The sequence below is a fragment of the Streptomyces sp. NBC_01092 genome, assembly GCF_045039535.1.
Lineage (GTDB): Bacteria > Actinomycetota > Actinomycetes > Streptomycetales > Streptomycetaceae > Streptomyces.
Genome location: NZ_CP108659.1, coordinates 7,446,964 through 7,462,290 on the forward strand (window position 1 = coordinate 7,446,964; position 15,327 = coordinate 7,462,290).

Below are 15,327 nucleotides of genomic sequence, written 5' to 3' on the forward strand. Positions count from 1 at the left end.
CGAGGAATGTACGCGCGTCTTAAACGCTTGTCTAGAACGGATGTATAGGACGGTTGTATGGACCGGCGGTAGGGTGGTCGCATGGGACACCGTGAGGATCTGCTGGAGGGCGCCAAGCGCTGCCTGCTCGACAAGGGCTTCGCGCGCACGACGGCGCGGGACATCGTCAAGGAGTCGGGGACCAACCTGGCCTCGATCGGCTACCACTACGGCTCCAAGGACGCGCTGCTGGCGCAGGCGTACGTATCGCTGGTCGAGGGGATGAGCGATGCCTTCGACGGTGACGGGAGCGCCGGGATCACCGCCGAGCCGGGCTCGTTCGAGAGGTTCGAGCAGGTGTGGTCGAACATCATCGGCACCATGCGCGAGCCCGGTTCGATGTGGCGGCTCAGCATGGAGATCGTCGTCATGGGCGACCGGCTGCCCGAGCTCCGCGACCATCTGGCGGCGGCTCAGCGGGAGGCCGGGCGCGGGATGATTCCGCTGCTCATGGGCGGACGGGAGGAGGACGTCCCGGAGGAGGCCGTGGACACGCTCGGCATGTTCTACGTGACCCTGATGACGGGCCTCATCGCGCAGTGGACCTTCGACCCGAAGACCGCGCCCGGCGCGGAGCAGCTCACTGAGGGGCTGCGCCAGGTGTTCGAGGCGGTCACGAGGAAATGACGCGCCCCTCGCGCATCTCGATCGCCCGGTCCGCGAAGTGCCTTACGACGGCCCGGTCGTGGCAGATGAAGAGGTAGCCGAGGCCGAGGTCGTCCTGGAGGTCGGCGAGCAGGTTCAGCACGCCGGCCCGGACCGAGGGGTCCAGGGACGAGACCGGTTCGTCGAGAACCAGCAGGCGCGGCTGCGACGCCAACGCGCGGGCGATTCCGACCCGTTGGCACTGGCCGCCGGAGAGCTCGTGCGGGCGACGGTCGCCGTACGACCGGTCCAGGCCGACCCTGTCGAGCAGTTCGGCCACCTGGTCGGGGGTGGGCCGGCGACCCTGGATTCGCAGCGGTTCCGCCACCGCGTCACGGATGCGCTGGCGGGGGCTCAGCGAGCCGTACGGGTCCTGGAAGACGGGCTGCATGCGGGAGCGGATCGGGCGGAGTTCGGCTTCGTTGAGGGCGGTCAACTCGCGTCCTTCGAAGAGGACTTCGCCGGCGTCCGGGCGGCGCAGCTGGAGTATCGCCAGGGCCGTCGATGACTTGCCGCAGCCGGAGGGGCCGTTCAGGGCGAGGGTCTCGCCGGCTGCCAGGGTGAAGGAGACGTGGTCGACGGCGGTCGTATCGCCGTAGCGGACCACGAGGTCGCGGACGTCCAGCAGCGGGTCACTCATGGAACAACTCCGTTGCTGGATGGGGGAGTTCGGGCCAGCGGTGGCAGGCGACCAGGCGTTCCCCCACCTGCTGCGGCTCCGGTTCTGCCGTACGGCAGGGGTCGGCCGCGAGCGGGCAGCGCGGGGCGAAGGCGCAGCCCGGCGGGAGTGCGCCCGGTGGGGGCGGGGTGCCGCGCAGGGCGGGGAGGCGGCGGCCCGGGGGCGCGTGCTGGGGGAGGGAGGCCAGTAGGCCCGCCGTGTAGGGGGCGCGGGGGCGGGACAGTACCTCGTGCGCCGGGCCGAGCTCGGTGAGGCGGCCGGCGTACATGACCAGCACGCGGTCCGCGTGGTCCCGTACGACGTCCATGTCGTGCGTGACCAGGACGAGCGCGGCGCCGACCGCCGCCCGCCGCTCGGCCAGCACTCGCAGCACCTGGTCGCGATGCTCCTCGTCCAGGGCGGACGTCGGCTCGTCGGCGACGACGATCTCGGGCTCGTTGACCGTCGCCATGGCGATGACGGCGCGCTGCCGCATGCCGCCGGAGTACTCGTGCGGATACGCCCGCGCCTTGCGTCCGGCGTCCGGGATGCCCACCCGGTCCAGCGCGGCGACCGCCCGGGCGCGGGCCTCCTTGCGGGAGACGCGGGCCACCGACCGTACGGCGGCGGCGAGTTGGTCGCCCACCGGGTGCACGGGGGAGAGGGCGGACAGGGCGTCCTGCGGGACGAGGGAGATACGGCGGCCGCGGTGCGCCGTGAGGTCCGGCCGGATCGTTCCGCTCGTCGTCGAGCCCTTGGGCAGCATGCCCAGCAGCGCCCGGGCGGTGAGGGACTTGCCCGCGCCCGACTCGCCGACGATCGCCAGGACTTCGCGTGGGCGGACGTCGAAGGACAGGCCGCGCACGGCCTCGACGCCGTCGAAGGCGATGCGCAGGTCGCGCACCGACAGCAGTGCGTCAGTCGGCAACGGAGGGCTCCTTCCGTACGGTCCGTGCTCCCCGGCCCCGCACGGCCGCCGCCCCCGACACCGCCAGGCCCGCCAGCAGGGCCAGCGCCACGGCCGGGGCGAGGGCCGCCCAGGGGGCGCGTTCGACATAGGCGCGGGACTCGTCGAGCAGCAGGCCCCACTCGGGCGCCGGCGGCTGGGCGCCCAGGCCCAGGAAGCCGAGGGAGGCCAGGGCCAGGGCGATGCCGGGCAGGCGCAGCAGGGCGTGGCGGGCGACCGGGGCGGCGACGGACGGCAGGACGTGCCGGGTGAGGATCCAGAACGGGGTCGCGCCCATGGCCCGTTGGGCGGTGAGGAACGCCGACGCCCGCACCTCCTGCACGAGCGCCGCCGCGTGGGCCGACAGCGCCGGCCAGGAGATCAGCGCCACGGCGAGGGCCGCGCCCGCGGTGCCGGGGCCGGTGGCCGCGGCGACCAGGATGCCGACGATCACCGGGGGCAGGGCGTTGGCGATGTCCGCCGCGCCCGCCGCGACGCCGGGCAGGAAGCCCAGCGTGAGCGCGAGCAGCAGGCTCAGCGCACAGATCGCGGCGGCCGTACCGACCGTCGAGGCGGCGCCGTGGCCGAGCCGGGCGAGCACGTCGCGGCCGAGGGCGTCCGTGCCGAGCGGGTGCGTCCAGGTCGGGGCGGCGAGCCGGGCAGCGGTGTTCACCGTGTACGGGTCGCGCAGCAGACCCCAGCCGACGGTGCCCAGCAGCACGGCGGCGAGCGTCAGCGGGAGCGCCGGGTGGGCGCGGACCGGGCGGGCCGGGGGCAGGGTCAGCCCCGCGTCGCGCAGGGCGGGGCCCAGCAGCCGGCGCCGTACGCCCACCGCCAGCGCGCCCGCGGCCAGGCCGAGCAGCAGCAGGGCCAGCACCGAGCCCTGGAGCAGCGGCAGGTCCTGCGACTTGGCCGCGCCGAGCGCGGTGCGGCCGATGCCGGGCACCGCGAAGACCGTCTCCACCGCGACCGCGCCGCCGGTCAGACCGACGGCGACCATCCCGAACTGCGGTACCAGCGGGGGCAGTACGCGCTTGAGGGCGGCCGCCGAGATCGTCGTACGGCCCACTCCCGCACCCCGCCACAGCTCCACCCACCGTTCGTCGAGGACGGCCGGCAGCGCGTCCGCGACCAGCCGGCCGAGCAGACCGCCCGCCGGGACGCCGAGGGCGAGCGCGGGCAGCACCAGATACTCGGGGCCCGCCCAGCCGGACGTCGGCAGCCACCCCAGCCATACTCCGCACACCAGCAGCGCGACCGTGGCCAGCAGGAACTCGGGTACGGCGGCCAGCATGGCGGCGAAGGATCCGGCCGATCCACGCCCCCGCACCAGCACGGGCGCCACGAGCGCGGCGGCCAGCGCGACCGCGACGCCGAGTGCCGCGCCCATCAGGCCCAGCGACACCTGGACGCCGGTGACGACGGACGGCAGCACGTCGGTCCCGGACACCCAGGAGGTGCCGAAGTCGCCGTGCAGCAGGTCGGCGGCCCAGCTCCCCAGCAGGGCGAGGGGGCCGGCGTCCAGGCCGAGGTCCTTGCGGATCGCGGACAGCGCCTCCTCGGTCGCCTCCCGCTCGGCCGACCGGGCGCGCAGCACGGTGAGCGCGGGGTCCCGGTGCGAGAGCCAGGGCAGCAGGCCCACGGTGGTCAGGGCGGCGACCAGACAGGCGAGGCGGGTCAGCCCGGCCGGGCCGGCCAAATTCCTTACGGCGAGCTTCACTTGACGTGCGTGTCCACCGTGACGAGCTCGCGCTCGCGCGGGTCGTGGGCGGCGTCCACGACACCGGCCGCGTCGCCCTGGATCACCCGCTCGTGGAGCATGGGGACGGCCGCGTCCGTGGCGAGCACGGCGGCCTCGGCCGCGATGATCGCTGCGCGGCGGGCGTCGCCGACCTTGGTGTCGGAGGCCTTCTTCAGGGCCGCGTCCACGTTCTTGTCGGTGAGCTGCGACAGGTTGAACGTGCCGTCGGAGGCGAAGTCGCTGTAGAGATAGGCGGCCGGGTCACCGGAGTCGAGGACCGTGGCGCGGGAGAGGACGAACGCGTCGAACCGGCCGGCGAGGGCGTCGGCCTCGATGTTGGTGTACTCGCGGACGTCCAGCTTCACCCTGAATCCAGCCTTCTGGAGCTGCTGTTGCAGCGTGGCGGCGACCTCGGGCATCTCGGCCCGGTCGGTGTACGTCCCGATGGTGATCGCCTCGCCGTTCGGTTCTGCGGCCTTGGTGCGCCGGACGGGCGACCGCAGTTCGGCGGCCCAGGGCAGCGCGGGCCCCAGCAGTCCCTCGGCGACATCGGCGCGACCCTCGTACACGCCCTTCACCAGCGCCTCGGCGTCGATCGCCGCGCGGGCCGCCGCCCGCAGCGCGCGGTTCTTGAAGGCGCCCTTCCCGGTGTTGAGGTAGAGCGTGTTGGTGCGCGGCATCGGGACTTCGGTGATCAGGTCCTGGTCGAGCACCGCGGCCTGCGAGACCGGGATCGCCTCGACGATGTCGGCCTCGCCGCTGCGCAGCGCCGCCGCGCGGGCGGTGCCGTCGGGGACGAACTTCACGTCGATTCCGGGGGACTCGGCCCTGCCGCCCCAGTAGGCGTCGTAGCGGTCGAGGGTGGCGGAGGCGGTGCCGTCGACCTTTGTCAGCTCGAAGGGGCCGGTGCCGGCGCCGACGGGGTTCACCGTCTTCCCGCGGTACGCCTTCGCCGCCAGGACCGACAGCTGCGGGGAGCTGAGGCGCTGCGGGACCAGAGGGTCCTCGGTGCCGGTCGTGACGGTGACCGTGTCGGTGTCCTCGGCCTTCGCGGTCAGGTCGACGCCGTCGAGGATGCGGGGCTTGGGGGAGGCGGTGGCCGCCTTGGTGAGGGAGCGTACGACGGCCTTGGCGTCCAGCTTCGTGCCGTCGTGGAAGGTCACGCCGTCGCGTATCTCGAAGGTCCAAGTGCGGCCGGACTGCTGCCACTTGGCGGCGAGTGCGGGCTGAGCGTCGCCGGCCTTGTCGAGCTTCACCAGGGTCTCGGCGGTCGACCAGCGCGACAGCTTGAACGCGTCGTCGGAGAGCGGGGACAGCCCGGAGCGCGGGGGCTGCAGCATCGCGACGCGTACGCGCCTGCCGTCGGTCCCGGCGTCCGTGGACTGCGCACCGGCGAAGCAGCCGGTGAGCAGCGCGGAGGCCGCGGTGAGGGCGGTGACGGGGAGCAGACGGTTCGCGGGCAGGCGCACGGGACCCTCCGGGTAAAAGGGCGGTCAAGAGAGCGGTTGCTGCGACCGTAGCATGATGACAATCGTTTCCAATAGTCGCGTCTGCTTTGTGGCTTCCGATCGGGGTGCGGATGATGGATCCCATGCAGTCCGAGATGCCTGTGGCAGGCGCCGAGGTGGACGTTCTGATCGTCGGTGGCGGGCCCGTCGGGCTCACCGCCCGAGCGTTGCTCGAACGCTGGGGCGTACGGACCCTGCTGGTCGAGAAACGCCGTGAGCTGTCTCCGTTTCCGCGCTCCCGGCTGGTCAACGTGCGCTCGATGGAGATCTTCCGCCAGCTCGAACTCGCCGAGCCGATCACGGCGGCCGCGTTCGCGCCGGAGTACGGCCGTATCCGCTTCCGGGACACCCTGCACGCCCCCGACTTCGCCTCGGCGGCGATGATCGGGGTCAACGGGCCGGTGCCGGAGAGCCCGGTCACCGGTGCGGTCACCTCGCAGGACCGGCTGGAGCCCACGCTGCTCGGCGCGGCGTCCTCCGAGGTGCGCTTCGGTGTCGAACTCCTCGACCTGACCGAGGAGGACGAGAGTGTCCTGGCCTTGCTCGCCGACCATGGCGACGGCGAGCGGTCCCGCGTCCGCGCCCGCTACGTACTCGCCGCCGACGGCGCCAACTCCACCGTCCGGGAAAGGCTCGGCATCGCCGCCGAGGGTCCCGGCGCGGTCGGCCGTGTCACCACCGTCGTGTTCGACGCCGACCTCGGCCAGTGGTCCGCCCGGCAGCCCGCCGGGGTCTACCTCACCTCACAGGGGTCGTTCCTGCCGCTGTATCCCGAGGGCGGCTGGGCCTGGTTCGTGCCCACGCCGCAGGACACCGACGGCGCCGACTGGCCCGGCATGGTCTCGCGCTCCCTCGGCGCCGACGCGCAGGTCGACGTCCTGCGGGTGCAGCACTGGGTGGTGAACGCCTTCGTCGCCGAGCGCCTGCGCCACGGCCGGATCCTGCTGGCCGGCGACGCCGCCCACGCGATCCCGCCCGCCGGCGGACTGGGCATGAACGTCGGCGTCGCCGATGTGCACAACCTCTGCTGGAAACTGGCCGGCGTGCTGCGCGGATGGGCCGGGCCCGGCCTGCTGGACACCTACGACAAGGAGCGACGCCCGGTCGCGAGGCGGACGCTCGGCCAGGCCGTGGAGAACGCCAGGATGATGTTCCAGGTGCAGGACGTGCGCCGCGAGCAGCTCCAGGCCGCAGCGGGCCGGACCCCCGACCGGGTCGAACCGCCCTGGTCGGAACAGTACTTCGCGCAACTCGGACTGGTACTCGGCGTCGCCTACCGCTCCGAAGCCGTCCTGACCGGCGCCGGCACCCCACCGGGGCCGCCCGAGACGGGCACGACCTACATCCCCACGGCCGAACCGGGCCACCGGGTGCCGCATCTGTGGCTCACGGACGGGCGCTCCACGCTCGACGCGTTCGGCGAGTGGTTCACCCTGCTCACCGCCGCCCCCGCCCACTGGGAGTCGACCACCGCCGCGCCCTGGCCGCTGCGCGTCGAGCCGTTGCCCGCCGAGCACACCGAACTGTGGGACCTGCCCCCGCAGGGCGCGCTGCTCGTCCGCCCCGACGGCCACATCGCCGCCCGCTGGAGCGACGGACCGCCGGGCGACGCCACGCTCCACGACGCCCTCACCGCCGTAACCTCGCGCTGAGCGGGCCGGCACGGCCAGGCCCTGTCGTTTGGATCAGCCCGGCTGCGAGGATCGGTTTCTCTCGGCCGACCCGAGCGGGGCGATGGGGGTGCCCCCGCGCGAGCCGAGCGAAGCCGGTTCGAGCGTGGGGGAGCGTGCAGCTGCAAGGCGGAGGAGGGAGTCGACGCGGTGGGGGCACCTCCCGGCCGAAGGCTGGGGGACGTCGGCGACCGACGACAACGCGGCTGGGGGTCCCCCCTGCTCGAAGAGCTTGGGGGAGTGCGTGCCAGGGCCCGCGACGCCGGGATGATCCAAACGACAGGGCCTACAGCCGCGCGCCCTTCAACGCCATGTGCAGCAGCAGCCGGTCCTCGCCGTCGTCCAGGTCCAGGCCCGTGAGCTGTTCGACGCGGGAGAGGCGGTAGTACAGGGTCTGGCGGTGGATGCCCAGCTCGGCGGCGGTGCGGCCGGCCTGGCCCGCGCAGTCGAGGTAGACCTCGGCGGTGCGGGCGAGTTCGTGCTGCGCGGGGGACAGGAGAGGGGCGACCACGGGGTCGTGCACCGTCTGCGGGGCCAGGGAGGTCAGCAGGCGGTACGGGCCGATGTGCGACCACTGCGCCACCGGGCCGAGCCGTGGTTCCGCGAGTGCCGCTCGGGCCGCGGCCGACGCCTCCTGCCAGAGCGCGCCCAGGTCGGCGAGGCCGGTGCGCGGTTCGCCGAGGCCGGCCGCCGCCGGTGCCCCGCCCTTCGCGCGCGGCCGGGCGGCCGGGCCCTCCTTCAGCAGCCGGGTCGCCGCCGCCTGCGCCGCCGTACGCACCTCGGGCGAGCGCAGCCGTACGAGCACGGCCAGGCTCTGGTCGGCGGCCCCCCACGGGACCGTGCACAGCGCGGTCGCGTGCGGCACCGTCCGCACCGACGGGGCGTCGTCGGGGTCGGCCGAGGGCCAGGGGGCCACGCAGACCACCGTATGGACACCGTCCGCCCGCGGACCGAGGGCCGTGCGCAGCTCGGCGATCGCCATGTCCCCCTGCCAGCCGCGCTCGCCGGTCAGCGCGGCCCGCAGCTCCCGGCTGAGGTCCGCCCCGTGCTGCGCCTCGTCCGCGAGCAGCGCGCCGATCCGGGCCGCGACCTCCATCGCGGCCGCCAGCTGCCCGTCCGTGGGTCCCGGATCGTCGTCCAGGAGCCAGACGTAGCCCCGCACGACACCCCTGTGGCGTACGGGGAGGCAGATGCGTCCGCGGTACACCCCCGCCTCCGGAGTGCGGGGGATCCGCACCGGCCCCGTGGCCCGCGTGATGCCGAAGCCCTCGAACCAGGTCCGTACGGCCGACGTGGAGCGCCGCGTCAGGATCGAGCGGGCGCGCACGGGGTCCAGGGCCGACGCGTCGAGCTCGTCCTCGCTGTCGTAGGCCCCGAACGCGATCAGCTCGAAGTCCCGGTTCTCCAGCGTCGCGGGGGCGCCCAGGAGCTCCGAGATCTCGTCGACCAGCTCCTGGTAGTCACCCTTGAATTCCGACGTCACCCGGGCATTCTCCCGCATTTCCCGAGCGGCTTCATACATCTGTCTGAGATCTGCGGCACGGATGCGTGACAGCTGTCGATGGCCGACGATCGGAGGGATCCTTAGGTTTCACGGTGGTTCTCCGTGCCGTACCCGACTGGTTGGGATTCGGCTGCTTTTCTCCTGTCTGTGGAGGTGCCCCGTGCTGGGTCCCGTGATTCTTGCCGCGTCGCGCAGCGACCGGATGCGACGCCTGATCTCGGCGGCCCCGGTGACCAAGCAGGTCGTCGACCGCTTCATCCCGGGTGAGACGGTCGACGAGATCGTGCCGATCATCAAGGACCTCAGCGAGCGAGGTCTGGAGCTGACGATGGACGTCGTCGGCGAGGACATCACCCGCCCGGAACAGGCCGCGGCCGCCCGGGACGCCTATCTGCTGCTCATCGACCGGCTCAAGGAGCTGGAGCTGGGCACCAGGGCCGAGATGTCCGTGAAGCTGTCGATGTTCGGGCAAGCGCTGGAGGGCGGCCACGAGCTGGCGCTCGCCAACGTCCGCCCCGTCGTCGAGGCCGCCGCCGCGATCGGCACCACCGTCACCCTCGACGCCGAGGACCACACGACCCTCGACTCGATGTTCGCCATCCACGAGGAGCTGCGGAAGGACTTCCCGCAGACCGGCTGCGTCATCCAGGCCTACCTCTTCCGCACCGAGGCCGACGCCCGCCGCCTCGCGGACAGCGGCAGCCGCGTTCGGCTCGTCAAGGGCGCCTACAAGGAGCCCGCCGAAGTCGCCTACCAGCAGAAACACGAGATCGACAAGGCGTACGTCCGGATCCTGAAGATTCTGATGGAGGGCGCCGGGTACCCGATGATCGGCTCCCACGACCCCCGCCTGATCTCCATCGCCCAGGAACTGGCCCGCACGGCCGGGCGAAAGCTCGACGAGTACGAGTTCCAGATGCTCTACGGGATCCGCAGCGACGAGCACCTGCGCCTCGCCGCGGAGGGCCACCGCATGCGCGTCTACACCGCCTTCGGCACCGACTGGTACGGCTACTTCATGCGGCGCCTCGCCGAGAAGCCGGCCAACCTCCTGTTCTTCGCCCGCTCGATCCTCACCAAGGGCTGACCCACCCGCTCAGTAAGGAGTTACGGAACCCATGGACGCTGTGACCCAGGTCCCCACCCCCGTCAATGAGCCGGTGCACGGCTACGCCCCCGGCTCGCCCGAGCGCGCCCGCCTTGAGGTCAAGCTCAAGGAGCTGGCCGAGAACCCGATCGACCTGCCGATGACCATCGGCGGCGAGAAGCGGTTCGGCGGCGGCGAGCGCGTCGACGTCGTGCAGCCGCACAACCACAAGGCCCGCCTCGGCACCTACGGCAACGCCACCCAGCAGGACGCCCAGGACGCCATCGACGCGGCCCTCGCCGCCGCGCCGGCCTGGCGTGCGATGTCCTTCGACGACCGCGCCGCGATCATCCTGCGCGCCGCCGAGCTGCTGGCCGGCCCCTGGCGCGAGACGCTGGCCGCCTCCACCATGCTGGGTCAGTCCAAGACCGCTCAGCAGGCCGAGATCGACACCCCCTGCGAGCTCGTCGACTTCTGGCGCTTCAACGTCAGCTACGCCCGCGACCTGCTCGCCGAGCAGCCCCCGGCGAACTCCCCGGGCGTCTGGAACCGCCTCGACCACCGCCCGCTGGAGGGCTTCGTCTACGCGATCACGCCGTTCAACTTCACGGCCATCGCGGGCAACCTGCCGACCGCCCCGGCGCTCATGGGCAACGTCGTCGTCTGGAAGCCGTCCCCGACGCAGACCCACGCCGCCGTGCTGCTGATGCAGCTCCTGGAGGAGGCCGGTCTGCCCAAGGGCGTCATCAACCTCGTCACCGGCGACGGCATCGAGGTCTCCAAGGTCGCCCTGGAGCACCGCGACCTCGCCGGCATCCACTTCACCGGCTCGACCAAGACCTTCCAGTACCTGTGGAAGACGGTCGGCAACAACATCGAGAAGTACCGCTCCTACCCGCGCATCGTCGGCGAGACCGGCGGCAAGGACTTCGTCGTCGCCCACCCGAGCGCCGACAAGGCGGTCCTGAAGACCGCCCTGACCCGCGGTGCCTTCGAGTACCAGGGCCAGAAGTGCTCCGCGACCTCCCGCGCGTACATCCCGGCGTCGATCTGGAACTCCGGCTTCAAGGAGGAGTTCGCGGCCGAGGTCGACTACCTCACCATGGGTGACGTCACCGACCTGTCCAACTTCGTCGGCGCCGTCATCGACGACCGTGCCTTCGCCAAGAACAAGGCCGCCATCGACCGCGCCAAGCAGGACCCCTCCTGCACGATCGTCGCCGGCGGCTCCTACGACGACTCGGTCGGCTACTTCGTCCGCCCGACCGTCATCGAGTGCAGCGACCCGGAGAACGAGGTCTTCACGACCGAGTACTTCGGCCCCGTCCTCGCCGTGCACGTCTACGAGGACGACCGCTACGACGAGATGCTGGAGCAGATGGAGTCGGTGTCCGCCTACGCCCTGACCGGCGCGGTCATCTCGGGTGACCGTGCGGCGACGGCGTACACCATGGAGAAGCTGCGCTACGCGGCAGGCAACTTCTACATCAACGACAAGTCGACCGGCGCCGTCGTCGGCCAGCAGCCCTTCGGCGGCGGCCGTGCCTCCGGCACCAACGACAAGGCCGGCGCCCCGCAGAACCTGATGCGCTGGACGCTGACCCGCGCCATCAAGGAGACCCTGGTCGCGCCGACCGACTACACCTACCCGCACATGGGCTGACACCCCAACTCATCGGAAAAGGCCGGGTCTTGAGGGACCCGGCCTTTGCCGTGCGGGGAGAATGCGGCCATGACGGTGACGGCGGACGACGGCGTAAGACTGTGGGCGAGCGCGACCGGCCGGGGCGAGCCGCTGGTGCTGTGCCACGGCGGGCCCGGGCTGTGGGACATGTTCGAGGACGTGTCCGCCATGCTCGACGACACGGCCACGGTGGTGCGCTGGGACCAGCGCGGATGCGGGCGCTCCGAGCGCTGCGCGGGCCCCTGGACGACCGACCGGTTCGTGGCGGACCTCGACGCCGTCCGACGGCACTTCGGGCCCGGCCGGACGGCGCTGCTCGGCCACTCCTGGGGCGCGCAGCTGGCGCTCGCCTACGCACTGGCGCACCCGGAGCGGGTGAGCACGCTGGTGTACGTGGCCGGAACCGGCATCGGGCCGCCCGGCGACTGGCACCCGGCCTACGAGGAGAACTTGCTCGCGAGGCTGGGCGAGGATCCCGAACGGCTCGCCCGCTGGCGGGAGTTGCCCAAGGACGACCGGGAACGGGCGGTGCTCCAGTGGTCGGCCGAGTTCGAGGACCGGGCGCGGGCGCTGGAGCACGCCGGGCGGATGGCCGACCCGTGGTTCGGCATCAACACCGAGTGCGGCGCGGCCCTGAACGCCGAGACCCGGCGCACCTGGGGCACCCCCGAGCTGTACGCCGCCTGCCGGGACCTGGACCTGCCCGTGCTCATCGTCGACGGGGCCCACGACATCCGGCCGCGCTCGGCGGTGGACTCGCTGGAGCGGGCGCTGCCCCGGGTGCGCCGGGTGACCCTGCCCGACGCCGGGCACCTGCCGTGGGTGGAGGACCCGAAGGGCTTCCGGGAGGCGGTGGCGGCCGCACTGGGGTGAGCTACTCGGCGATCTCCGTGCGCTCCCACCACTCGTAGACGGCCAGCGCGCCCTGCGGGGTGTCCGTCTGCCGGGTCGTCGGCCGGAAGTGCTCGTATCCACCGCGGAGCTTGATCTTCACGTCCGGCCCGGGGGCCGGGGCCGGGACGATCCGGTCGGGCAGGTCGTCCGGGCCGCCCTCGAGGAACACTTTCGCCGTGTCGTTCATGACCTCACCGTTCCCCTCGCCGAGCCCGTCCGTCCCGTGCCGCCCGGAGGATCAGCCGAGTGGGCGATCCGCGACGGTGTCCGCCTGCGGCGCCGATACTGGTCGGATGACCACATCCGCTTCCGCCGTCACGGCCCGCACCGCGCACACCGCCGACCTCACCCCCGCCGAACTGCGCGCGATCCGCGCCCTGATGGACGACGCCTTCGACGGCGACTTCTCCGACGAGGACTTCGAGCACGGGCTCGGCGGCATGCACGCCCTGGTCCACGACGACGCCGGACGGCTCGTCGCGCACGGGTCGGTGATCATGCGGCGGGTGCGGCACCGGGACAGGTGGTTGCGGGTCGGGTACGTCGAGGCGGTCGGCGTACGGCCCGACGCGCGCCGCACCGGGCTCGGCGGCCGGGTGATGGCAGAGCTGGAGCGGGTGATCGACCGGGCCTACGACGCGGGCATGCTCTCCGCGAGCGACGAGGGGGCCGCGCTGTACGCAGCCCGGGGCTGGGAGGTGTGGGGCGGGCGGGTCTGCGGGCTCGGGCTCGAAGGCGTCGTCCATCTCCCGGACGAGGAGGGCAGCACGTTCATGCGGACCGCACTCGCCGGTCGTCTCGATCCCGCATTCGAGCTGGTCTTCGACTGGCGGGACGGGGATGTGCTGTGACGGGCCGCCGGTAGAAAGCGCAGGTCAACGGCGGGTGGCCCACTACGCCGTCTCAGATAGTAGGAAGTCCGAGTAATTGTGGAGACAGACGCGCCGTCCTCCCTTAGTTTTGTAGGAGCCGAACGTCTCGCTCGATCAAGCGAATGGCGGTCGTGAGCCGGGCCCCGTGCAGGCAACCCCTGCGGCACCGCTCCCCGCCCCACCCGGCGTCTCCCCTCTGTGCACTCCCGATTGTCGAAGGAGTCGATTTCCCATGGCCGAGACGACCGCCCGCCGTCGAGTCCGTCACATCTCCCGTACCAGCGAGTCCGACCGCAAGAATGCCGCGGCTGCGCTGCAGCGCGCGCTCGACCGTCGGGACAACGGGGGCAGTACCGGCCACCAGGCCGCCTGACGCCGTAACAGCACGCCACCAGCCGGGAGCCGCACCCGATCGAGGTGCGGCGCGCGGTCTCACGCCCCGCGCCGCACCTCGAAGTGGTCGATGCGCTCCCCGTCCTGCGCCAGTGCCGACACCTGCAGCCGTGGCTTCGTGCCGCCCTCCGCCTCGACCGTGAGGAAGGAGAAGCCCCGGTAGCGCACCCGCGACCACTGCACGCTCTCCGGCTTGGTGTTGCGTGACTTGGTCCACTTGAAGGTGTCGACCGACTCCCGCTCGGTCACATGCCCCTCGTAGCTCTCCTCGACGCCCGGGGGGAAGCCGTACAGCTCCTTGCCGCCCCCGCCCGCCGTGACGTAGACGATGCCGTCCCGGGTCGGGTCCGTCGAGGCGCCGATGGGCACCTGTCGGCCGACCTCGCCGTTCTTGATGGCGTCCGTCCGCTCGTAGACGTGGTTGTGCCCGTTGATCACCAGGTCCACCTCGTGCTGGGCGAACAGCGGCACCCACTCGGCCCGCACACCCCCGTCGGACGCGTGCGAGGACGTCGAGTAGGCGCAGTGGTGGAAGAAGACGACGATGAAGTCGACGCCCTTCGCCGCCCGCAGCTCACCGAGCCGCTCGTCCAGCCACTTCGTCTGGCGGCCGTCCGTGTGGCCCCGGTTGGCGGGAATCTCGTACGACACGTCGTTCGCGTCCAGCGCCACGAAGCCGACGTTGCCGTAGGTGAAGGAGTACACACCGGGGGCCGTACGGGAATCGAAGCCGCTGTCCGGCAGGGACCAGCGGGCCAGCTGGCCGCCGTAGCCGTCCGGCGAGTACCAGGCCTCCATGTCGTGGTTGCCGGTCGTCACCATCCACGGCACCGACTTGGCCACCGACTCGGTCTGCTTGAGGTACCCGTCCCAGTAGCCGGGGTCGTAGGCGTCCGACTCCTTGCCCAGGCCCTTGACGTTCGCGTAGCAGATGTCGCCCGCGTGGAGGTGGAAGGCCGGGTTCTGGCCCAGCAGGAGCTTGTCGTTGGTGGCGGCCGCCTCGCTGACGCCCTGGTCGCCGAAGGCCGTGAAGGTGAAGGTCTCCGCGCTCGCGGGAGCCGTGCGGAAGGAGGCGATCGTCGCGCGGTTCTTCGGGGCCGCCGGGTCGAAGCCGTCATGGCCCACGCCGTAGTAGTACGTCGTGCCGGGGCGCAGGGAGTCCAGCGCCGCATGGACGTAGTACTGCTCCAACGCCGCGCGGATGCCCTGCAGTTCGGGGGTGTACAGATCGCGGATCTCGGCGTCGATCCGGCGGCTCAGGTCGTCGGGCCGCAGGCCGATCCGGATGTACGGCTTCCGCACCGCGGCCGGGACCTGCCAGGAGATCCGCATCTGCGACTTCGGGTCGGCGCCGAAGGCGAGATGGCGGCCGAACGGGACGACGGCCGAACCCGGCACCTTCGTGAGGGTGGACGCGGACGCCGATACGGAGGGCTTCGCACCGGGAGTGCCCGGCTCCGAGCAGCCCGTCAGCAGCCCGCCCGCGACCGCGCCCGCGGTCACCAGCGTGCGGCGCCGGGTCAGCTTGGCGCGCAGGTACTCGTGCTGCTCCGCCATGCTCATACGGCGGGCGAGCTGCGGGGGGATGCCGAAATCGGGAACGTCCATGGTGGGAAAGTTCCCAGCGGCAGCCAACAGCCGCCCTGCATGCGGGTGAACGGCGGTTGAAGCGCAGGAACCTTCCCC

Annotated in this window: 14 protein-coding genes; 7 read left to right on the forward strand and 7 right to left on the reverse strand. The window is 72.2% G+C overall.

Annotation, left to right across the window (positions count from 1 at the left end; genetic code table 11):
* The first annotated feature begins 81 nt into the window (after positions 1–81).
* On the forward strand, positions 82–666 hold the full coding sequence (locus tag OG254_RS33955) for a TetR/AcrR family transcriptional regulator (protein WP_405589412.1): 585 nt from the start codon (positions 82–84) through the stop codon (positions 664–666).
* Here OG254_RS33955 and OG254_RS33960 read toward each other — a convergent pair.
* Genes OG254_RS33960 through OG254_RS33975 form a run of 4 tightly spaced genes read right to left on the reverse strand, consistent with a single transcriptional unit; the run spans position 653 to position 5,498 of the window.
* Entirely contained in the window at positions 653–1,324 is a 672-nt protein-coding gene (locus OG254_RS33960) for an ATP-binding cassette domain-containing protein (RefSeq protein WP_405589415.1), read from the reverse strand. The two genes, OG254_RS33955 and OG254_RS33960, sit on opposite strands and share 14 nt — an antisense overlap.
* Positions 1,317–2,270, reverse strand: coding sequence for an ABC transporter ATP-binding protein (locus tag OG254_RS33965; RefSeq protein WP_405589418.1), 954 nt, complete (start codon positions 2,268–2,270; stop codon positions 1,317–1,319). The genes OG254_RS33960 and OG254_RS33965 overlap by 8 nt, the downstream gene beginning before the upstream one ends.
* Entirely contained in the window at positions 2,260–4,008 is a 1,749-nt protein-coding gene (locus tag OG254_RS33970; RefSeq protein WP_405589421.1) for an ABC transporter permease subunit, read from the reverse strand. The genes OG254_RS33965 and OG254_RS33970 overlap by 11 nt, the downstream gene beginning before the upstream one ends.
* Positions 4,005–5,498: an ABC transporter substrate-binding protein gene (locus OG254_RS33975; RefSeq protein ID WP_405589424.1), complete on the reverse strand. Its 1,494-nt coding sequence runs from the start codon at positions 5,496–5,498 to the stop codon at positions 4,005–4,007. Before OG254_RS33975 ends, OG254_RS33970 begins: the two co-directional genes overlap by 4 nt.
* Positions 5,499–5,620: 122 nt before the next feature.
* On the opposite strand from OG254_RS33975, the gene OG254_RS33980 reads away from it, so the two are divergent.
* Positions 5,621–7,189: an FAD-dependent monooxygenase gene (locus OG254_RS33980; protein WP_405589427.1), complete on the forward strand. Its 1,569-nt coding sequence runs from the start codon at positions 5,621–5,623 to the stop codon at positions 7,187–7,189.
* Positions 7,190–7,493: 304 nt separating this feature from the next.
* Here OG254_RS33980 and OG254_RS33985 read toward each other — a convergent pair whose 3' ends face one another.
* Positions 7,494–8,690 carry a PucR family transcriptional regulator gene (locus OG254_RS33985; protein WP_405589430.1) on the reverse strand — a complete coding sequence of 399 codons (1,197 nt, stop codon included), beginning with the start codon at positions 8,688–8,690 and terminating at the stop codon, positions 7,494–7,496.
* Between the two features lie 181 nt (positions 8,691–8,871).
* Between OG254_RS33985 and OG254_RS33990 the strand changes: the two genes are divergently transcribed.
* The 3 genes from OG254_RS33990 to OG254_RS34000 all read left to right on the forward strand — a co-directional run bounded on the left by OG254_RS33990 (position 8,872) and on the right by OG254_RS34000 (position 12,355).
* Entirely contained in the window at positions 8,872–9,798 is a 927-nt protein-coding gene (locus tag OG254_RS33990; RefSeq protein WP_405589433.1) for a proline dehydrogenase family protein, read from the forward strand.
* 31 nt (positions 9,799–9,829) lie between these two features.
* Positions 9,830–11,461 (forward strand): L-glutamate gamma-semialdehyde dehydrogenase, encoded by a 1,632-nt coding sequence (gene pruA, locus OG254_RS33995; RefSeq protein WP_405589436.1) that lies wholly within the window; start codon positions 9,830–9,832, stop codon positions 11,459–11,461.
* 69 nt (positions 11,462–11,530) lie between these two features.
* Positions 11,531–12,355 carry an alpha/beta fold hydrolase gene (locus OG254_RS34000; RefSeq protein WP_405589439.1) on the forward strand — a complete coding sequence of 275 codons (825 nt, stop codon included), beginning with the start codon at positions 11,531–11,533 and terminating at the stop codon, positions 12,353–12,355.
* Between the two features lies 1 nt (position 12,356).
* On the opposite strand, the gene OG254_RS34005 is transcribed toward OG254_RS34000, so the two are convergent.
* Positions 12,357–12,563, reverse strand: coding sequence for a DUF5988 family protein (locus OG254_RS34005; RefSeq protein ID WP_147993925.1), 207 nt, complete (start codon positions 12,561–12,563; stop codon positions 12,357–12,359).
* A 106-nt stretch (positions 12,564–12,669) separates the two neighbouring features.
* Between OG254_RS34005 and OG254_RS34010 the strand changes: the two genes are divergently transcribed.
* Positions 12,670–13,227: a GNAT family N-acetyltransferase gene (locus OG254_RS34010; protein ID WP_405589443.1), complete on the forward strand. Its 558-nt coding sequence runs from the start codon at positions 12,670–12,672 to the stop codon at positions 13,225–13,227.
* Positions 13,228–13,480: 253 nt separating this feature from the next.
* On the forward strand, positions 13,481–13,621 hold the full coding sequence (locus tag OG254_RS34015) for a hypothetical protein (protein WP_093747366.1): 141 nt from the start codon (positions 13,481–13,483) through the stop codon (positions 13,619–13,621).
* Between the two features lie 59 nt (positions 13,622–13,680).
* On the opposite strand, the gene OG254_RS34020 is transcribed toward OG254_RS34015, so the two are convergent.
* The gene (locus OG254_RS34020) at positions 13,681–15,249 is read right to left on the reverse strand and encodes a purple acid phosphatase family protein (protein ID WP_405589447.1); all 1,569 of its coding nucleotides are present in this window, start codon (positions 15,247–15,249) and stop codon (positions 13,681–13,683) included.
* Positions 15,250–15,327 lie beyond the last annotated feature (78 nt).